Raw genomic sequence first — 18,983 nt, forward strand, 5'->3', positions numbered from 1 at the left:
TTTCCGCTCCCCCTCAGCCCTTGGCCACGGCCCGCAGCCGGTCCACCACGTCGGCCCGCAGCTCGGCGGGCTCCAGGACGACCACGTCCGGCCCGAACTCCACCAGCCAGGCGTCCAGCCCGTGGCCGTACGGAATCTCCAACTCGTCCCAGCCCTCGCCGAGTTCCCGCACGGAGGTGGCCTTCGCCCGAAGGGGGTACCCCGCGCCCGCGCGCAGCCGGATCCGTGCCGAGCGGTCGGCGATCTCCCCGGCCCAGCCGGCGACGGTCTCCCGGACGGTGACGACGTCCGGCACGGGTGCGGTGTACCGGCCGCCGCGCGAGCGGACCTTGCCGGTGATGCGGGACAGCCGGAAGACCCGCTCGGCGCCCCGGTCGCGGTCCCAGCCCGCCAGGTACCAGTGGCCCCGCCAGCACTCCAGCGCCCACGGCTCCACGTGCCGCTGCTCGGGACGGGCGGCGGTGGCCTTGCGGTAGTCGAAGGCGACGGGCCGGCGGTCCCGGCAGGCCAGCATCAGCGGCTCGAAGGCGGCCTCGTGCACGGGGATGCGCGGTTCCAGCGCGCCGTGCGACCCGTACGGGTCGACGTCCTCGGGGAGGCCGGCCGCGCGCAGCTTCTGCAGGGCACCGCTGGCCGCTCCGGCGAGCCGGGCCTGCTGCCACACCTTGGCGGCGAGCCCGAGGGCGGCGGCCTCCTCGGCGTCCAGGGTGATGGCCGGGAGGCGGTTGCTGTCGCGGCGGGCCAGGTAGCCGATCTCGCCGTCGAGGCTCTCGACGGTCTCGATGACCAGCCCGAGCTCGCGCAGGTCGTCCTTGTCGCGCTCGAACATGCGGTTGAAGGAATCATCGGAGCCGGTCGCGCCGTTGCCCGGCCCGAAGGCCTCGACGTAGGCCTCGATGGAGTCGCGCAGCTCACGCTTGCTGAGCGGCCGCCGGGTCCCGAGCAGACACAGCGCCAGATTCATCAGCCGCTCCGCCTTGGCAATGGCCATCGACGCGCTTCGCCTCCCTATGGTGCTTACGAGCGATGACCGTACCGCCACACGGTGGCACGGCAAAAGCCGAGGGCCCATGCCCGAACAGGCATGGGCCCCGCATGATCGAGTCTGTTCGGAGCTTGCTCAGACCCCGAGCAGGTCGACCACGAAGATCAGCGTCTCGCCCGGCTTGATCAGAGGGGTGGGGCTCTGGTTGCCGTAGGCGAGGTGGGCGGGGATGGTCAGCTGGCGGCGGCCGCCGACCTTCATGCCCTGCACGCCCTGGTCCCAGCCCTTGATGACCCGGCCGCCGCCCAGCGGGAAGCGGAAGGGCGTGCCGCGGTTCCAGCTGGCGTCGAACTCCTCGCCCGTGCTGAAGGAGACACCCACGTAGTGCACGGTGACGGTCTGGCCGGCCTGCGCGACCGGGCCGTCGCCCTCCCAGATGTCCTTGATCTCGAGGTCCGCCGGGGGCTCGCCGCCCGGGAAGTCGATCTCGGGCTTGTCGATGCTCACTTCATCTCTCCTTGTTACGTGACCTGCGTCGGGGACAGTCTCACAGACCGGCCGGGTCAGACCGTGCCGAGGATGTCCACCGTGAAGACCAGTGTGTTCTTGGCCAGCTCGCTCTGAGGGTTCGCGCCGTAGCCCAGCGAGGGCGGGATCACCAGCAGCACCCGGTCGCCCACGTGCTTGCCGACGAGGCCCTTGTCCCAGCCTGCCACCACGGAGCCGTTGCCGATCTGGAAGGCGGTGGCGCCGCCGTGGTCCCAGGAGGAGTCGAACTTCTTGCCGTCCTCCCACTTGACCCCGGTGTACTGGGCGATGAGCCCCTGGCCGGCCTCGACCTTCTTGCCGTCGCCCTTGATCAGCACCTGCTCCTTGAGGTCCTTGGGAGCCTTCTCACCCTTGGGGATGGTGATGACCGCGGCCTTCTGCGACGGGGACTTCACCTCGGGCATGCCCGGCTCGGAGGGCGCCTGCTCGCCCTTGGCCTCGGCCTTGGTGTCGACGCTCGCGGCACCGACCGGGTCGACCACCCAGATCAGCACGTCCTTGGCGGAGATACCGGAGGAGGTGTTCAGGCTCTGGCCGATCAGATCGCCCGCGGTGCCCTGCACCAGGATCCGGCTGCCGGGCTTCTTGCCCTTCACCGCGTCGAGGACCTTCTCGGGGAGCTGCTGGCTCGGCTTGCCGATCTGCTCGATGGACTGCCGACGGGGAGCCTTGTCACCCGTCGCCGGCGCGGCCCAGGTGCCGCCGAGCTCCTGGCCCCCGCCCCACTTCTCGACGGTCCAGTCCAGGCGGACGAAGTCCGAGCCCTTGATCGGGGTCCCGCTGCCCGCCGAGACCGTCTTGACCACGGTCTCGTCGGACGGCTTGCCGTCCTTGGGCACGGAGATCTCGGGCTTCGCCCCGACCTTCCCCTTGATCTCGGCGACGCCTCCCGCCGTGTCGCCGTTGTTCCCGTCGTCCGATCCGCACGCGGCGGTGAACAACAGGGCGGGAACGGCCAGCAACGCGGCCACGCGTCGTTTCGTGTTGTAGTTCATCAGTCCAACTGGGATCGGTGGTGTGGGGGCAATGCCCGCCACTCTACGGCGTACACGCTCCGCACCCCTCTCACCGCGCGACACGGCCCCGCCCGGGCCGCTCGGGAACGGCCGGATACGGGCGGGAAAAGGCCGATGCCCGGAGGTGTGAAAACCTCCGGGCATCGGCTTCATGGAGTGGGCGGAACCGGCTCACATTCCGGCGATCAGCTTCTCCACCCGGTCGTCCACGGAACGGAACGGGTCCTTGCACAGCACGGTCCGCTGGGCCTGGTCGTTGAGCTTGAGGTGAACCCAGTCGACCGTGAAGTCACGGCGCTGTTCCTGGGCCCGCCGGATGAAGTCGCCGCGCAGCCGGGCCCGAGTGGTCTGCGGGGGAACGGACTTGCCCTCGAAGATCTTCAAGTCGTTGCAGATGCGGGCCGCCTGGCCCTTCTTCTCGAGCAGGTAGTACAGGCCACGACGGCGGTGGATGTCGTGGTAGGCGAGGTCTATCTGCGCGACCCGCGGATGCGACATGGTCATGTTGTGCTTGGCGCGGTACCGCTCGATGAGCTTGTACTTCATGACCCAGTCGATCTCGGTGCCGATGCGGTCGAGGTCCTCGGACTCGATCGCGTCCAGTGTGCGGCCCCACAGCTCCAGGACCTGCTCGACGGTGCCGGTGCGGATGCCCCGGCGCTCGCAGAAGTCCAGGGCCTTCTCGTAGTACTCGCGCTGTACCTCCAGGGCGGAGGCCTCGCGTCCGCTCGCCAGGCGCACCTTGCGCCGGCCGGTGATGTCGTGGCTGACCTCGCGGATCGCCCGGATCGGGTTCTCCAGGGTGAGGTCCCGCATCACCGTGCCCGCCTCGATCATGCGCAGCACCAGGTCGGTGGCGCCGACCTTGAGCAGCATGGTCGTCTCGGACATGTTGGAGTCGCCCACGATGACGTGCAGGCGGCGGTAGCGCTCGGCGTCCGCGTGCGGCTCGTCACGCGTGTTGATGATGGGCCGGGAGCGGGTCGTCGCCGAGGAGACGCCCTCCCAGATGTGCTCGGCCCGCTGGCTGACGCAGTACACGGCGCCGCGCGGCGTCTGCAGCACCTTGCCGGCACCGCACAGCAGCTGCCGTGTGACCAGGAACGGAATGAGAATGTCCGCGAGCCGGGAGAACTCCCCGTGCCGGGCGACCAGATAGTTCTCGTGGCAGCCGTAGGAGTTGCCCGCCGAGTCGGTGTTGTTCTTGAAGAGGTAGACGTCGCCCGCGATTCCCTCCTCGTGCAGGCGTCGTTCGGCGTCCACCAGGAGTCCTTCGAGAATGCGCTCGCCCGCTTTGTCGTGGGTGACCAGTTCGGTCACGTTGTCGCATTCCGGTGTCGCGTATTCCGGATGCGATCCCACGTCGAGATAGAGGCGGGCGCCGTTTCGCAGAAAGACATTGCTGCTGCGGCCCCATGACACGACACGGCGGAAGAGGTACCGCGCCACCTCGTCAGGAGACAGGCGGCGCTGTCCCCTGAACGTGCACGTGACGCCGTACTCGTTCTCCAGCCCGAAAATGCGGCGGTCCATGAGGGAACATTACGCCCGATCCCCTGAACTGAAACGGGGTTCGACGGCACGGTTTGGATCATTTTCCGAACCGGCCGCAACGACCGCTCCCTGGCCGGGAGCTGCGACTACCCGTCCTGTGGCGGTCAAAACCAGCAGGGACACGCCACCGGCGACAGCCGGCACGGCGAAGCCCCACAGGGCCCCGCCCGTCTCGACAACGGGCCCGGCGACGCCCGTTCCGACCGAGTGGCCCACGGTGAACGTCGTCACCAGCCACGAGAACGCCTCGGTGACCGTGCCGCGCGGGGCGTGCCGGTCGACCAGGACGAACGCGCAGGCGATGGCGGGCGCGAGGAAGACTCCGGCCAGCGCGGTGAGCGCCACCATGGGCGCGGCGTCCGGCATCAGCATCAGCGGGAGGTAACACACCACCAGAAGGGCCACCAGCACCCGCAGTCGCCGCGCGGGCTCACCGGCCCACTGCCGGGCGCCGTAGACGGTGCCGCCGACCAGGGCCCCGAAGCCCAGGGCCGCCATCAGCCAGCCGTACACGGCGTCTCCGCCGTGGTCGTCCGCGTAGGGCACCGAGGCGACCGTGATGGATCCGAGCGCCATCCCGATGAACAGGAACGCCGCCAGCAGCGCGAGCAGTCCGGGCGAGCGCAGCGCGCCGAGCCAGTGCGCCTCGCGCGGCGCCGACCGCCAGGCACGCGAGGGCTCCGACACCACGACGGACAGCGCCCCCAGCACCCCGACCACGTTCAGCACGAGCAGCGCGGCCTGGGCCGACCACAGGGACACGCACAGTGTCACGAGCAGCGGCCCGACGGTGAACATCACCTCCTGGGCCACGGCGTCCATGGCGTACGCCGTGTGCACCTGGTCCTCCCTGCGCAACACGGACGGCCACAGCGCGCGCAGTCCGCCCTCCAGGGGCGGCGTGAAGAGCCCGGCACCGGCCACGGCGGCGTAGGCGAGCGGCAGCGACCCGATGCCCGAGAAGGCGAAGACGGCCATTGCCAGCCCGGACAGCACGGCCGCCGGCAGCTGCACACGCGGCTGCCCGCGCAGGTCGACGATCCTGCCCAGCACGGGCTGCCCCACGGCGTTGGCGACGCCGTAGACGGCCGCCAGCGCCCCCGCGAGGCTGTACGTCCCGCCCTCCGCCCGGACGAACAGCACGATCGCGATCGCGGCCGTGGCGTTGGGCAGCCGGCCGACCAGTGTGCCGACGAGCAGCCGGGCGGCGTGTCGCGCCCGAAGGATCTCCAGGTATCCCGTGGCCATGTCCCCGCCCTAGGTTTTACGTATAACGTCGGCTTCCATACGTACCATGTCCGCTGTTCACGAGTCCAGACGAAGGAGCAGCCCGACGGTGGCACGAGGCAGCACACGCCCCACGAGCCGGGACGTCGCCCAGGCCGCCGGCGTCTCCCAGGCGGCGGTCTCCCTGGTCCTGGGCGACAAGTGGCGCGGCCGCGTCGCGGAGGCGACGGCGGAGCGAGTCCGCGAGGCCGCCCGCGACCTGGGTTACCGCCCGAACCTGGCCGCCCGCAATCTGCGCCTGGGCCGCACCCGCACGGTCCTCCTGGTCGTCCCGGCCCTCACCACCGAGTTCTTCGCCGGCGTCTACACGGGCGCGGCCCGCGTCGCCGCCGAGCACGGCTTCGGCGTGGTCCTCTACCCCTCCCCCGAGGGCATCGGCCCCGCCCGCGACCCCTTCGCCTCCGCGCAGGCCGCACTGGACGGCGTGATCGCCTCCTCCATGGCCGCGGACGCCCTGACCGCGATCCGCGGCGAGGCGCTGCCGCTGGTCATGCTGGACAGCGACCCGGACGGCAGCCTGGGGGCCGCGACGGTGAACCTGGACATCGCCGACGGCGTCCGCCAGGCCGCGGAGCACCTGCTGTCCCTGGGTCACCGCTCCTTCCTCCACCTGGCCGCGGACGTCCCCTCCTGGACCTTCGAGATCCGCGCCCGGGAACTGGCCGCACGGCTGGACGAGGTGCCGGGCACATCACTGCGCACAGCCCGCTCCCCGATCTCCATCGTGGGAGCGGTGACGGCCGCCGAAGCCGCCCTCTCGGCTCCCGGCGCTCGCCCCACCGCCGTGATCTGCGACGACGACCAGCTCGCGGCCGGCACGTACAAGGCGGCCCGCCGCCTGGGGCTGCGCATCCCGGACGACCTGTCGGTCACCGGCGTCGACGACCTGGCCCTGGCCACGGCCATGGACCCGGAACTGACGACGGTCCACCTCAACGCCGAGCTCTTCGGCGAACGCGGCATGCGAGCCCTGCTGGCCGTCCTGGAGGACCGTACCCCCGAGGAGGGGGACATCCCCGTGCAACTGGTGCTACGAGGCTCCACAGCGCCCCCTCACCAGCCGTAGCGGGCATTGCCGCTGAGGCCGGGTGGGCCCGCAACCCTGCGGGCCGGGGCGCCCTGGGGGCACCTCCCAGGGCCTTAAGGCACTGGGGGGAGGCACGCATGCCCGCAGCCAGGCAGAGCGCACCCGCTCCCGCGTACGGCGAGCAGGTGCCGTGTCGGGGGTGTCCGCCCGCAGCGGTTGGCGCGTCGACGCCAGTCAGTCGGTAAGTGGCTCCATCGCGCCGTTCCGAGGACGGACACCCCCCGACACGGCACCGACCCACCACCCGGCGGAAGGCGCAAGCACCCGCACCCCCGCACACGGAGACGCGCCCCGGCCACAACACCGCCGGCCGGGGCGCGCCACACCACGTCAGAACTACTCGGCGTCCTCCGACGCCCCCTCCTCGTCACCGCCGGCGGCATCCGCACCGAGCAGCCGCGACAGCTGCCGCCCGCTGATCCGCTTGAACTTGCGCTTCTGCGGGCGCGTGCGGTCCAGCACCGCGACCTCCAGCCGCTCCGCGGGGATCTCCCGCTCGCTGCCGTTGGTGTCGCGGGACAGCGCCTGCACCGCCAGCTTCAGGGCCTCCGCGAGCGTCATGCCCTCCTGGTGGCGCTGGTCCAGGTAGCTGCTGATCTGCTCGGCGTTGCCGCCCACCGCGACCGAGCCGTGCTCGTCCACGATGGAGCCGTCGTGCGGCAGCCGGTAGATCTGGTCGCCCTCGGGCGTCTCCCCGACCTCGGCGACGACCAGCTCCACCTCGTACGGCTTCTCGGCGGCGCTGGAGAAGATCGTGCCCAGTGTCTGGGCGTAGACGTTCGCCAGGCCCCGGGCCGTCACGTCGTCGCGGTCGTAGGTGTAACCCCGCAGGTCGGCGTAGCGCACACCGCCGATCCGCAGGTTCTCGTACTCGTTGTACTTGCCGGCGGCCGCGAAGCCGATCCGGTCGTAGATCTCGCTGAACTTGTGCAGCGCACGGGACGGGTTCTCGCCGACGAACACGATGCCGTCGGCGAACTGCAGCACGACCAGGCTGCGACCACGGGCGATGCCCTTGCGGGCGTACTCCGCCCGGTCGGCCATGGCCTGCTGGGGTGAGACATAGAACGGCGTCGACACCGGTTATCCATCCCTCTCTTGAAGATTCCGTCGGTTCACTGGACCACCCTCACGAAGACGATCGCCGCTACAGCAGCGCGGCCCGCGGCCCGTCGGGCTGCTCCAGCCGCCGCTCGAGGATCGAGCGCGCGATCTCGGACGCCTCGTTCTCGGTGAGCCGGCGGAAGCCGTCGTCGGTGATCACGGTGATGATGGGATAGATCCGGCGGGCGACATCGGGACCGCCGGTCGCCGAGTCGTCGTCTGCCGCGTCGTAGAGCGCCTGGACCACCAGCGTCGTGGCCTCGGCCTCGCTGAGGTCTTCCCGGAAGAGCTTCTTCATGGCACCGCGGGCGAAGATCGACCCGGAGCCGGTGGCCGCGTAGTTGTGCTCCTCGGAGCGGCCGCCGGTGACGTCGTAGGAGAAGATGCGGCCCTTGTCGCGGTCCACGTCGTACCCGGCGAACAGCGGCACCACGGCCAGGCCCTGCATGGCCATGCCGAGGTTGGAGCGGATCATCGTCGACAGCCGGTTCGCCTTGCCCTCCAGGGACAGCTGCGCGCCCTCGACCTTCTCGAAGTGCTCCAGCTCCAGCTGGAACAGCTTCACCATCTCCACGGCCAGGCCCGCCGTGCCGGCGATGCCCACCGCCGAGTACTCGTCGGCCGGGAAGACCTTCTCGATGTCCCGCTGGGCGATGACGTTGCCCATGGTGGCCCGCCGGTCACCGGCGAGGACCACGCCGCCGGGGAACGTCACGGCGACGATCGTGGTCCCGTGCGGTGCCTCGATCACGCCCTGGGTGGGCGGCAGTTGCCGATTGCCGGGCAGGATCTCCGGCTGATGCTCGGACAGGAAGTCCATGAAGGAGGAAGACCCTGGCGTCAGGAAGGCAGCTGGTAGACGCCCGGTGCTACGAGTGTTGGGTTCCACGCGATTCCTTCCACGTAAGCGACAGCCCGCCCTGTGACGTCGGGCCGATCCTTGGAACAACCCCGGTCCGGTTGCCACCGGGGGCTCGGTATGCCTCGGACCCTACCCGTCCTTCGGCGGTGATCCACATGCCCTGCGGGACCAACTCCGCCGGAGCGGCGCCGCACTTGCCCGCCGCCCGCACCGGGCCGGCCGCCGGGCTCCGGAGGCCATGACGCCCGGAGCGCCGCACACGAGGGCATCACGTCATGCACTGCCCCCGCGCGCAGCGCTCCGCGCTCGGCTTGTCCGTCACCCACGCACCCCGTTCACCTTCGGAGTGAAGGCTCAGGCGCCTTACTGGCCACCCTTTTGAACGAAGGACCGCACAAAGTCCTCTGCATTCTCCTCAAGTACGTCGTCGATCTCGTCCAGAACCGAGTCCACGTCGTCGCTCAGCTTCTCCTGACGCTCCTTGAGGTCCTCCGAAGCCTGCGTCTCCGCCGCCTGCTCCTCGACCTCCTCGGTGGACCGGGTGGCCTTCTGCTGTCCGCCGCCGGTGTCCTTGGTCGCCATATCCCTCACCCCGCTCGGTTCGCCCGACACAGTTGCTCGGTCAAGATCAGACCCTACTCGCCGGGTCTGACAATGGCCCCGCAGTTGCTCCAACGTACGGGGACCACCTCGATGATTCCCGGACCAGGGACTTTCCACCCTGTCCGGCCGGTTACGGACGAGTACCCACTCACCGCGTTCACCCGCCCGACAGGACCCTGACCAGGTCTTCCGCGGTGCGGCAGCGGTCCAGGAGCTCCTTGACGTGATTACGCGTTCCGCGAAGCGGTTCCAGGGTTGGGACCCGCTGCAGCGAATCCCGGCCCGGCAGATCGAAGATCACCGAGTCCCAGGAGGCCGCCGCGACGTCGTCCGCGTACTGCTCCAGGCAGCGGCCGCGGAAGTACGCCCGGGTGTCCTCCGGCGGCACCGTACGGGCCCGCTCCACGTCCGCGTCGGTCAGCAGCCGCTTCATGCGGCCGCGGGCCACCAGACGGTTGTACAGGCCCTTCTCGGGCCGTACGTCGGCGTACTGGAGGTCGACCAGGTGCAGTCGTGCCGCGTCCCAGTCGAGGTTGTCCCGGCGCCGGTAGCCCTCCATGAGCTCCCGCTTGGCGACCCAGTCCAGCTCTCCGGCCAGGCTCATCGGGTCGTGCTCCAGACGGGTGAGGGTGTCCTCCCAGCGGGACAGGACGTCCTTGGTCTGGTCGTCGGCGTCGGCCCCGAACCGCTCCTCCACGTATTTGCGCGCCAGCTCGTAGTACTCCATCTGCAGCTGGACCGCCGTGAGCGTACGACCGCTGCGGAGCGTGACCAGGCGCTTCAGGGACGGGTCGTGCGAGACCTGGTGGAGCGTACGGACGGGCTGGTCGACGGCCAGATCGACAGCGATGAAACCGTCCTCGATCATCGACAGCACCAGCGAGGTCGTGCCCAGCTTGAGGTAGGTCGAGATCTCCGACAGGTTCGCGTCGCCGATGATCACGTGCAGGCGCCGGTACTTCTCGGCGTCCGCGTGCGGCTCGTCGCGGGTGTTGATGATCGGGCGCTTGAGCGTCGTCTCGAGGCCTACCTCGACCTCGAAGTAGTCGGCCCGCTGGCTGAGCTGGAAGCCGTGCTCGTGCCCGTCCTGGCCGATGCCGACGCGGCCCGCTCCGGCGAAGACCTGACGGGAGACGAAGAACGGCGTCAGATGGCGCACGATGTCCGAGAAGGGGGTCTCCCGCTTCATCAGGTAGTTCTCGTGCGTGCCGTAGGACGCGCCCTTGTTGTCGGTGTTGTTCTTGTACAGGTGGATCGGCTGGGCACCGGGCAGCTGGGCGGCCCGTTCCGCGGCCTCGGCCATGATCCGCTCGCCGGCCTTGTCCCAGAGGACGGCGTCCCGGGGATTGGTCACCTCGGGGGAGCTGTACTCGGGGTGTGCGTGGTCGACGTAGAGCCGTGCACCGTTGGTGAGGATCACGTTGGCCAGGCCGATGTCCTCGTCGGTGAGCTGGCTGGAGTCGGCGGCCTCGCGGGCGAGGTCGAAGCCTCGCGCGTCCCGCAGCGGGTTCTCCTCCTCGAAGTCCCATCGGGCCCGGCGGGCCCGGTGCATCGCCGCCGCGTAGGCGTTCACGATCTGGGACGAGGTGAGCATGGCATTGGCGTTGGGGTGGCCGGGGACGGAGATCCCGTACTCCGTCTCGATGCCCATTACTCGCCGTACGGTCATGCGGCCCTCCTTGCCCGGCGGCACCCTCGGTCGTGGGCGCCACTCAGATACCGCTGGCGCTCGGTTGCGTGTGCGGTGCCCGTCCCCGCACTGCGCGACTCGGCGGTACGCAAGAGCCTAGAACGCCTTTGCGCTGGTGGGGAGATCATTTGCGTCATTGCGTTGCTCCAGCCGTGGCCTGAAAAACAGTCGGCTGCGGGTACCCGCCGAGGGCACCCGCAGCCGCCCTGCCTTTTACAGGTACTGACCGGTGTTCGCCACCGTGTCGATGGAGCGTCCGGTGTCCGCGCCCTGCTTTCCGGTGATGAGGGTGCGGATGTACACGATCCGCTCGCCCTTCTTTCCGGAGATCCGGGCCCAGTCGTCCGGGTTGGTGGTGTTCGGCAGGTCCTCGTTCTCCTTGAACTCGTCCACGCAGGCCTGGAGGAGGTGGGAGACGCGGAGGCCCTTCTGGTTCTTCTCGAGGAAGTCCTTGATCGCCATCTTCTTGGCGCGGCCGACGATGTTCTCGATCATGGCGCCGGAGTTGAAGTCCTTGAAGTAGAGGACTTCCTTGTCACCGTTGGCGTAGGTGACCTCCAGGAAGCGGTTCTCCTCGGACTCGGTGTACATGTGTTCCACCGCCGTCTGGATCATGCTCTGGACGGTGGTCGCCTTGCTGCCGCCGTGCTCGCCGAGGTCGTCGGAGTGCAGCGGGAGGCGCTCGGTGAGGTACTTGCCGAAGATGTCCTTCGCCGCCTCGGCGTCGGGACGCTCGATCTTGATCTTCACGTCCAGACGGCCGGGCCGCAGGATGGCGGGGTCGATCATGTCCTCACGGTTGGAGGCACCGATCACGACCACGTTCTGCAGGCCCTCCACACCGTCGATCTCGGCGAGCAGCTGCGGGACGATGGTGTTCTCCACGTCCGAGCTGACACCGGAGCCGCGGGTGCGGAAGAGGGACTCCATCTCGTCGAAGAAGACGATGACGGGGGTGCCCTCGCTGGCCTTCTCCCGGGCGCGCTGGAAGACCAGGCGGATCTGCCGCTCGGTCTCGCCGACGTACTTGTTCAGGAGCTCGGGGCCCTTGATGTTGAGGAAGAAGCTCTTGCCGGCGGCCTGGCCGGTGACCTCGGCGACCTTCTTGGCCAGCGAGTTGGCGACGGCCTTGGCGATGAGCGTCTTGCCGCATCCGGGAGGCCCGTAGAGCAGGACGCCCTTGGGCGGGCGCAGCTCGTGCTCCTTGAACAGGTCCGGGTAGAGGTACGGCAGCTCGACCGCGTCGCGGATGGCCTCGATCTGGCCGCCGAGACCGCCGATCTGCTCGTAGCCGATGTCGGGGACCTCTTCGAGGACGAGTTCCTCGACCTCGCTCTTGGGGACGACCTCGTAGACGTAGCCGGAGCGGGGCTCCAGGAGCAGGGCGTCGCCGGGGCGGATGGTGACGTCCAGCAGCGGCTCGGCGAGCCGCACCACCCGCTCCTCGTCGGTGTGCCCGAGCACGAGGGCCCGCTCGCCGTCCTCGAGGATCTCCTTGAGGGTGACGATGTCACCGACACGCTCGAACTCCATGGCCTCGACCACGTTGAGCGCTTCGTTGAGCATCAGTTCCTGGCCGCGCCGGAGCTCTTCGAGTTCGACGCTGGGGCTGACGTTCACCCTGAGCTTGCGGCCGCCGGTGAAGATGTCGGCGGTGCCGTCCTCGTTGGCCGTCAGGAAGACGCCGAAGCCGGCCGGCGGCTGCGCGAGCCGGTCGACCTCCTCCTTGAGGGCCACGATCTGGTCGCGGGCCTCACGGAGCGTGTTGGCGAGTCGCTCGTTCTGCGCGGACACGCCGGCCAGATTGGTCTGCAGCTCGACGATCCGCTCTTCGAGAATCCTCGTGTGTCGCGGAGAGTCGGCGAGCTTGCGTCGCAGGACGGCGATCTCCTGCTCAAGGTAGGCAATCTGCCCGGCCGGGTCGTCGGACCCGCGTCCCGGGCGGATGCCGCGGTTCATGTCGTCGTCGTGGGCTGCCACGGTCCTCACCTCCTCCAAGGGGAGCTGGACGCTTCCAGACCCTACCTGGGCGGGTGTCGATTGAAACCCCTAGATCACAAAGACGGTCGGGGTGTGTCCGATCTTCACCCTTGCGCTCTCCCTCACGCCAGGGGAATACCCAGCGAACATGATTGGAACCCAGCCGGGGGTAGGGTCGAACTGTTCAACACCCGCCGGAGCTGGCCGGATTCCCGACGCGGCTCGGCGGAGAAACGGCAGGAGAGATGAGCGTGCAGCAGGCGGCCGGGGCGGACAGCGCGGAGCTGGAGGTCTGGATCGACCAGGACCTGTGTACCGGCGACGGCATCTGCGCCCAGTACGCGCCGGAGGTGTTCGAGCTGGACATCGACGGTCTGGCCTATGTGAAGAGCGCCGACGACGAGTTGCTCCAGGACAAGGGCGCGACAACGCCCGTTCCGCTGCCGCTTCTCACGGACGTGATCGACTCCGCGAAGGAGTGTCCGGGCGAATGCATCCACGTACGTCGGGTTTCGGACAGGGCAGAGGTTTACGGTCCGGACGCGGAGTGACCACTTCTCTACGTTCCGTTACTACTGTCTGATATCTCACACGCACCGTCGCAGGGGCCTCACACGCTGCGGGCGCCGGCCGGGGCCGAGCGGACGAACGAGCCGTTCTGCCAACGCCATTTCGCGTCGCTCTTCACGTCGGGGCAGCAACGCGGCACGTCGGCCGACGAGTAGCCGAGGAGCGTGGCCGTGACGGCGCCGTCGGAGACGGCGAAGTCGGTGACGGTGGTGCCGTCCTTGGGGTCCAGCAGGGTGGCGACCACGCGCGGCTTGCCGCCGTCGGCGCCGCGCGTGAGGACGTACACGCCGTCGGGCGGGGTGCCCATCGGGGAGTCGCAGTGGACGACGGCCACCGTCTCGGGCCGGCCGTCGCCGTCGAGGTCTCCGGAAGCCCTCTTCTTCACCACGGCCTTCACCGGGCCGCACTCGATCGGGAACGTCACCGCGGCCGGGTCGGGCGGAGTCGTGTGCGCCGGAGCGCTCTTGGTCTGAGGGGCGGCCGGCTGGGCCGCCGTCGCCGCGCCGGGCTGCAGGACCGAGGAGAAGGCCACGACGCCCGCGACGGCCGTCGCGGTGGCGAGCCAGTGGATGGGGCGGGTGTGGGTGTGGGCGAGCTCCGGGACGGCGGAAGACTGCACTAGGAGGGTCTCCTGAGGCTGTGCCGGTGGGGTGGCTGCATGGTGCCACACGTCACAGCGCGAGGGAACGGCGGGGTGTGCACATCTCCTGCCGGGGAAGTCAGAAGGGTTACGGTTCCTGCCGCTGTGTCAGCGGGCCGGTGGGGGTGGGCCTGCGCTGCGGCGGCTCCTGGCCGCTGCGGCCTTCGCGGCAGGTCAACGGCGTTCCGGTGGGGTAACTCGGGGCGGCAACGCAGTGGCGCCGTGGCGGAGTTCCGGTACGGGTCCGGGAACTCCGGCACGGCGCCGGTGCGTTGGATGCGGTGACGGGCTGTCTCAGCGGCCGGAGCCGCCGTCGGCGTTGGGGCCCGCGTAGTCCTCGCCGTAGGCGCCCTTGGCAGGGCGGCGGCGGCGCATGGGCGGTTCGACGCCGTCGGCGAGGCGGCGGGCGGTGAGCAGGAAGCCGGTGTGGCCGATCATCCGGTGGTCCGGGCGTACGGCCAGGCCCTCGATGTGCCAGTTGCGGATCATCGACTCCCAGGCGCTCGGCTCGTTGAAGCAGCCGATCTCGCGGATGGACTCCACGGTCCGGGCGAGCTGGGTGGTGGTGGCCACGTAGCAGCACAGGATGCCGCCGGGGACGAGCGCCTTGGAGACCGCCTCCAGGCACTCCCAGGGGGCGAGCATGTCGAGGATGACGCGGTCGACGTCGGCGTCGGACAGGTTGTCCTGGAGGTCGCCGACGGTGAGCTGCCAGGCGGGGTGCGGGCCGCCGAAGTAGCGCTCCACGTTCGCCTGGGCGATCTCGGCGAAGTCCGCCCGGCGCTCGTAGCTGTGCAGCATGCCCTGGTCGCCGATCGCCCGCAGCAGGAAGCTGCTGAGCGAGCCGGAGCCGACGCCCGCCTCCACGACGCGCGCGCCGGGGAAGATGTCGGCGAAGGCCAGGATCTGCCCCGCGTCCTTGGGGTAGACCACGGCGGCGCCGCGGGGCATGGACAGGACGTAGTCGGGGAGCAGGGGGCGCAGCGCGAGGTAGGCGACGTTCCCCGTGGTACGGACAACGCTTCCCTCGGGAGCACCGATCAGTTCGTCGTGGGGGAAGGAACCCTTGTGGGTGTGGAAGTTCTTCCCGGCCTCGAGCGTGAACGTGTAGTGGCGGCCCTTGGGGTCGGTCAGCTGAACCTGGTCCCCGACCTTGAAGGGCCCGCGCCTGCGGGCGGCACCGGTCGGTTCGGACATGTGACCAGCCTACCGGCCCCGGAGAGGCCCACCGACCACTCGGGCGGCAGACCCTAGGACGGCCTCGCCATGGCCTTGACGAAGGCGCGCTCGACGTCGGCCGCCGACAGGACGCCGTAGATCTCGCCGGTCTCCTCCACCACCAGGTACTCGGTGGCCGGGGTGGCGCGCAGGGCGTCCAGGAGTTCCTCGCCCGACAGTTCCGCGGAGACGCGCATGCCGTCGGTGAGGTCCTGGGCGAGGCCGCTGACGGCGACCCAGGGGCGGCGGTGCTCGGGCACGCCGACGATGGCGGCCTCGCGGACGAGGGAGAGGGGCTGGCCGTCGGCGTCGACGACGACCAGGGCGCGGGCTCCGGCCGCGTTGGCGCGGCGCAGGGCCTCAGAGAGCGGTGTGTCGGTCTCGACGGGGACCGCGCGGCGGGTGAGGGCCCGGGCGCGCAGCTCGGGGAGGTGCTCGCGCAGGCGCGCCATGCGCAGGCTGTTGCCCGCGCCGGTCCAGATGATCGCGGCGAGGATCGCGGCGAGCAGGGCGTCCAGGACGGTGTCCATGCCGACGTTGTCGGCGGCGTCGGTGCCGAGAGCGCCGGACTGGGTCAGCAGGGGCAGTCCGATGAGCACGGAGACGGCCAGGGCGCGGCCGACCCAGGCGGCGGCGATGGTGCCCTTCATCGGCTTGCCGGTGATCTTCCAGACGATGGCACGGAGCATGCGGCCGCCGTCGAGGGGCAGGCCCGGCAGGAGGTTGAACGCGGCCACGATGAGGTTGGAGATCATCAGGCCTGCGAGCAGGACGCCGGGGACGGTGCCGGGTTCCACGGTCTGCGCGGCGCCGTAGAAGAGGCCGGCGAGGACGAGGGAGAGCAGGGGCCCGACGAAGGCCAGGATGAATTCCCGGCCGGGGGTCTCGGCCTCCTTCTCGATCTCGGAGACGCCGCCGAAGAACTGGAGCTGGATGCGGCGGACGGGGAGTTTGAAGCGGAGGGCGGCCACCGTGTGGGCCAGTTCGTGGACGAGCACGGAGGCGTAGAAGGCGACCGCGAAGAAGAGGGAGACCAGGTAGCGGGCGGCACCGAGCTCGGGCAGCACGCGCTCCAGCTGGCCGCCGAACACCCAGGTGATCAGCGCGGCGACGAGGAACCAGCTCGGTGCGACGTACACGGGCACGCCGAAGGGCCGCCCCATGAGCAGCCCGCCCCGAGGCTCCGGCCGCTGGGGGGCTGGGCCCTTGCCGTCGGCGGAGTGGGCGAGGGGCCGGTCGCCGGGGGCGGGAGCGGAAGGGCCGGGGCGGTGGTTCGGGTGGCCGGCCGGGGCGGTGGGGGCGGGCTGCTGCCCGCGGTTCGCGTCACCGGGGCCCAGGGTGGGGGGCTGCTGTCGGCGGTGCGCATCGCCGGAGCCCGGGGCTTGGTCCGGGGCGGGGCCCTTGCGCAGCCGGTCCGCCTCGGGCCGACCGGCTGTGGGTGCCGCGTGCGGGTCGCCCGCGTAGGCACGCTCGGGGTGCGTGTCGGCCTCCGGCGAGCCGTCACCGTCGCCCTCGGCGGGGGCCGACGCCGCAGTCGCTGCGACTGCGCCGCCGGCTGCGGCGGGCAGACCGTCGGCACGGGCGGGGTCGGGGTGGGTGCCGCCTTCCGGCGAACCGTCACCCTCGCCCCCGGCCCGGGCGGGTACGGCATTCGGAGTCCGCGGGTCCGGTGAAGCGCCGGCGGCGGAGGGCCGGGGCGGCGCCGAGGCGTCCGGTGGGGTTGCCGGTGTGTCGGACGCCGGAACGTCGGCGGGCGCTACGTGGCCGGTCGGCTCCGGGCCCGGCGTGGGCTGCTCAGGAGCGGACCCGTGCTCGTCCGTGGGCGTGGGCTGTTCGTCGGCGGGGGCCGGGCCGGTGGCCCGGGGCGCAAGCCCCTCGTGGCGCTCGGCCGACTCGTCGTTGCCGGACCGCGGCTGCCCGCGCCCGCCGCTCTCGTCCACCGGTGTCCCCTCGTCGAAGCGTCTCCCGCGCCTGCCGGACGGGAGGGTCTCGAGTCGATGGTATGCGGCCGTCGGGGTGCGTTCGGCCCCGGCACCCCTGTGTTTCCCGTACGTCGGCCTCCCCTCCCGGCTTCTCCCACGAACGCGGCTGGGTCACTGTCAGTGGCGGGCCGTATGGTCTGGGGCATGGAGACGAGCAGCGAGGGCGCGGCGGAGCCCGCGCAGACGGCAGTGGACACGGCGGCAGAGGCACGGACGGTGGCGGAGGCGGCGGCCGAGACCGCCGCCGTCAGCGACCTCGTGACCGGCTCTGCCGCCATACCGCCCGCCTCGCTGTCCCCCTCACGTGCCAGTGACTTCATGCAGTGCCCGCTGCTCTACCGCTTCCGGGTCATCGACCGGCTGCCGGAGAAGCCGAGTGAGGCGGCGACCAGGGGCACGCTGGTGCACGCGGTCCTGGAGCGGCTCTTCGACGCCCCCGCCGCCGAGCGCACGCCGCCCCGGGCCAAGTCGCTGATCCCGGGCCAGTGGGACCGCCTGCGCGAGACGCGGCCGGAGGTCGTGGAGCTGTTCGCCGACGATCCGCAGGGCGAGCGCCTGGCGCGCTGGCTGGGCGAGGCGGAGCAGCTCGTCGAGCGCTGGTTCACCCTGGAGGACCCCAGCCGTCTGGAGCCGGCCGAGCGGGAGCTGTTCGTCGAGGCGGAGCTGGAGTCCGGGCTGCGGCTGCGCGGCATCATCGACCGGGTCGATGTGGCCCCCACGGGCGAGGTCCGGATCGTCGACTACAAGACGGGGAAGGCGCCCAGGCCGGAGTACTCCGAGGGTGCCCTGTTCCAGATGAAGTTCTACGCCCTGGTGGTGTGGCGGCTGAAGAACGTGGTCCCCCGGCGGCTCCAGCTGGTCTACCTCGGCAGCGGCCAGGTGCTGACGTACGACCCGGTCCTCGCCGACCTGGAGCGGGTCGAGCGCAAGCTACTGGCGCTGTGGGAGGCGATCCGGCTGGCGACCGAGACGGGCGACTGGCGGCCGCGCCCCACGAAGCTGTGCGGCTGGTGCGACCACCAGGCGCACTGCCCGGAGTTCGGCGGCACTCCCCCGCCGTACCCGCTGCCGGTGGGCGCGGCGGAGACGTCGGCGCAGCCCGTCGAGGGCGGCTGAGTCCGGCGGGCCCGTGCAGGGCAGAATGGGGCCGGACTAGCGAAGGAGACTCACGTGGCCATCCGCGTCCTACTGGTCGACGACCAGCCGCTGCTGCGTACCGGCTTCCGGATGATTCTGGAGGCGGAGCAGGACATCGCGGTCGTCGGGGAGGCCGGTGACGGACTGCAGGCACTCGACCAGGTGCGTGCGCTACAGCCCGATGTGGTTCTGATGGACATCCGCATGCCGCGGATGGACGGTGTGGAGGCGACCCGGCAGATCACCGGGCCCGGGCGGGACGGCCCGGCGAAGGTGCTGGTGCTGACCACCTTCGACCTCGACGAGTACGTGGTGGAGGCGCTGCGCGCCGGTGCCAGCGGGTTCCTGCTCAAGGACGCGCCGGCCAACGAGCTGGTGCAGGCCATCCGGGTCGTCGCCGCGGGCGAGGCCATGCTCGCGCCGAGCATCACCCGCCGCCTGCTCGACAAGTACGCCACGCACCTGCCGTCGGGGGACGAGCCGGTGCCGGACGTGCTGCACACGCTCACCGACCGGGAGGTCGAGGTGCTGAAGCTGGTGGCGCGCGGGCTGTCCAACGCGGAGATCGCCGCCGACCTCTTCGTCAGCGAGACCACGGTCAAGACGCACGTCGGGCATGTGCTGACCAAGCTGGGCCTGCGCGACCGCGTGCAGGCCGCGGTGTACGCGTACGAGAGCGGGCTGGTGCGCCCCGGCGCGCAGTAGCGGCAAGGAGCAGG

General features: G+C 70.6%; 16 protein-coding genes and 1 pseudogene. 4 read left to right on the plus strand and 13 right to left on the minus strand.

Annotated features, from left to right (window positions below):
- Window positions 1-13: 13 nt before the first annotated feature.
- The 5 genes from HNR57_RS21820 to HNR57_RS21840 form a co-directional block, all read right to left on the minus strand.
- Entirely contained in the window at window positions 14-991 is a 978-nt protein-coding gene (locus HNR57_RS21820; protein WP_184561883.1) for a helix-turn-helix transcriptional regulator, read from the minus strand.
- A gap of 129 nt (window positions 992-1,120) precedes the next feature.
- A complete protein-coding gene (locus tag HNR57_RS21825) occupies window positions 1,121-1,492 on the minus strand; it encodes an FKBP-type peptidyl-prolyl cis-trans isomerase (RefSeq protein WP_102910350.1) in 372 nt (123 codons plus the stop codon).
- 56 nt (window positions 1,493-1,548) lie between these two features.
- Window positions 1,549-2,529 (minus strand): FKBP-type peptidyl-prolyl cis-trans isomerase, encoded by a 981-nt coding sequence (locus HNR57_RS21830; protein WP_184561885.1) that lies wholly within the window; start codon window positions 2,527-2,529, stop codon window positions 1,549-1,551.
- A gap of 192 nt (window positions 2,530-2,721) precedes the next feature.
- Complete coding sequence (pafA, locus tag HNR57_RS21835) at window positions 2,722-4,083, minus strand: Pup--protein ligase (RefSeq protein ID WP_104778656.1); 1,362 nt, start codon at window positions 4,081-4,083, stop codon at window positions 2,722-2,724.
- Between the two features lie 9 nt (window positions 4,084-4,092).
- Window positions 4,093-5,352 carry an MFS transporter gene (locus HNR57_RS21840; protein ID WP_184561887.1) on the minus strand — a complete coding sequence of 420 codons (1,260 nt, stop codon included), beginning with the start codon at window positions 5,350-5,352 and terminating at the stop codon, window positions 4,093-4,095.
- Window positions 5,353-5,398: 46 nt separating this feature from the next.
- Here HNR57_RS21840 and HNR57_RS21845 point away from each other — a divergent pair, with 46 nt between their 5' ends.
- Window positions 5,399-6,457, plus strand: a complete 1,059-nt coding sequence (locus HNR57_RS21845) for a LacI family DNA-binding transcriptional regulator (protein WP_184561889.1) — start codon at window positions 5,399-5,401, stop codon at window positions 6,455-6,457.
- Window positions 6,458-6,814: 357 nt separating this feature from the next.
- Here the strand turns inward: HNR57_RS21845 and prcA are convergent, their stop codons facing one another.
- From prcA to arc, 5 genes are all read right to left on the minus strand, one after another.
- Complete coding sequence (gene prcA, locus HNR57_RS21850) at window positions 6,815-7,558, minus strand: proteasome subunit alpha (protein WP_184561891.1); 744 nt, start codon at window positions 7,556-7,558, stop codon at window positions 6,815-6,817.
- A gap of 67 nt (window positions 7,559-7,625) precedes the next feature.
- Window positions 7,626-8,471 (minus strand): proteasome subunit beta, encoded by an 846-nt coding sequence (gene prcB, locus HNR57_RS21855; protein ID WP_184561893.1) that lies wholly within the window; start codon window positions 8,469-8,471, stop codon window positions 7,626-7,628.
- Window positions 8,472-8,807: 336 nt separating this feature from the next.
- Entirely contained in the window at window positions 8,808-9,026 is a 219-nt protein-coding gene (locus HNR57_RS21860) for a ubiquitin-like protein Pup (protein ID WP_019757212.1), read from the minus strand.
- Between the two features lie 178 nt (window positions 9,027-9,204).
- The gene (gene dop, locus HNR57_RS21865; protein WP_344517937.1) at window positions 9,205-10,716 is read right to left on the minus strand and encodes a depupylase/deamidase Dop; all 1,512 of its coding nucleotides are present in this window, start codon (window positions 10,714-10,716) and stop codon (window positions 9,205-9,207) included.
- A gap of 234 nt (window positions 10,717-10,950) precedes the next feature.
- Window positions 10,951-12,717 (minus strand): proteasome ATPase, encoded by a 1,767-nt coding sequence (gene arc / locus HNR57_RS21870; protein ID WP_062925901.1) that lies wholly within the window; start codon window positions 12,715-12,717, stop codon window positions 10,951-10,953.
- A 245-nt stretch (window positions 12,718-12,962) separates the two neighbouring features.
- On the opposite strand from arc, the gene HNR57_RS21875 reads away from it, so the two are divergent.
- The gene (locus tag HNR57_RS21875; protein ID WP_184561895.1) at window positions 12,963-13,268 is read left to right on the plus strand and encodes a ferredoxin; all 306 of its coding nucleotides are present in this window, start codon (window positions 12,963-12,965) and stop codon (window positions 13,266-13,268) included.
- Window positions 13,269-13,327: 59 nt separating this feature from the next.
- Here the strand turns inward: HNR57_RS21875 and HNR57_RS21880 are convergent, their stop codons facing one another.
- From HNR57_RS21880 to HNR57_RS21890, 3 genes are all read right to left on the minus strand, one after another.
- Window positions 13,328-13,906, minus strand: a complete 579-nt coding sequence (locus HNR57_RS21880) for a hypothetical protein (RefSeq protein WP_184561897.1) — start codon at window positions 13,904-13,906, stop codon at window positions 13,328-13,330.
- A 315-nt stretch (window positions 13,907-14,221) separates the two neighbouring features.
- The gene (locus tag HNR57_RS21885; RefSeq protein WP_033311897.1) at window positions 14,222-15,124 is read right to left on the minus strand and encodes a tRNA (adenine-N1)-methyltransferase; all 903 of its coding nucleotides are present in this window, start codon (window positions 15,122-15,124) and stop codon (window positions 14,222-14,224) included.
- 53 nt (window positions 15,125-15,177) lie between these two features.
- On the minus strand, window positions 15,178-17,085 hold the full coding sequence (locus HNR57_RS21890) for a site-2 protease family protein (RefSeq protein WP_184561899.1): 1,908 nt from the start codon (window positions 17,083-17,085) through the stop codon (window positions 15,178-15,180).
- A gap of 186 nt (window positions 17,086-17,271) precedes the next feature.
- Here HNR57_RS21890 and HNR57_RS21895 point away from each other — a divergent pair.
- Window positions 17,272-18,283: pseudogene (locus HNR57_RS21895) on the plus strand (RecB family exonuclease).
- Window positions 18,284-18,297: 14 nt separating this feature from the next.
- Entirely contained in the window at window positions 18,298-18,969 is a 672-nt protein-coding gene (locus tag HNR57_RS21900) for a response regulator (protein ID WP_184561903.1), read from the plus strand.
- Window positions 18,970-18,983: the final 14 nt, after the last annotated feature.

Source organism: Streptomyces paradoxus, assembly GCF_014202475.1.
GTDB classification, from domain to species: domain Bacteria; phylum Actinomycetota; class Actinomycetes; order Streptomycetales; family Streptomycetaceae; genus Streptomyces; species Streptomyces paradoxus.

Coding starts and splice junctions, on each gene's coding strand:
- HNR57_RS21820 (WP_184561883.1), bottom strand. CDS start 991: ATGGCCATTGCCAAGGCGGAGCGGCTGATGAATCTGGCGCTGTGTCTG.
- HNR57_RS21830 (WP_184561885.1), bottom strand. CDS start 2,529: ATGAACTACAACACGAAACGACGCGTGGCCGCGTTGCTGGCCGTTCCC.
- pafA (WP_104778656.1), bottom strand. CDS start 4,083: ATGGACCGCCGCATTTTCGGGCTGGAGAACGAGTACGGCGTCACGTGC.
- HNR57_RS21840 (WP_184561887.1), bottom strand. CDS start 5,352: ATGGCCACGGGATACCTGGAGATCCTTCGGGCGCGACACGCCGCCCGG.
- HNR57_RS21845 (WP_184561889.1), top strand. CDS start 5,399: ATGTCCGCTGTTCACGAGTCCAGACGAAGGAGCAGCCCGACGGTGGCA.
- HNR57_RS21860 (WP_019757212.1), bottom strand. CDS start 9,026: ATGGCGACCAAGGACACCGGCGGCGGACAGCAGAAGGCCACCCGGTCC.
- dop (WP_344517937.1), bottom strand. CDS start 10,716: ATGACCGTACGGCGAGTAATGGGCATCGAGACGGAGTACGGGATCTCC.
- HNR57_RS21875 (WP_184561895.1), top strand. CDS start 12,963: ATGAGCGTGCAGCAGGCGGCCGGGGCGGACAGCGCGGAGCTGGAGGTC.
- HNR57_RS21885 (WP_033311897.1), bottom strand. CDS start 15,124: ATGTCCGAACCGACCGGTGCCGCCCGCAGGCGCGGGCCCTTCAAGGTC.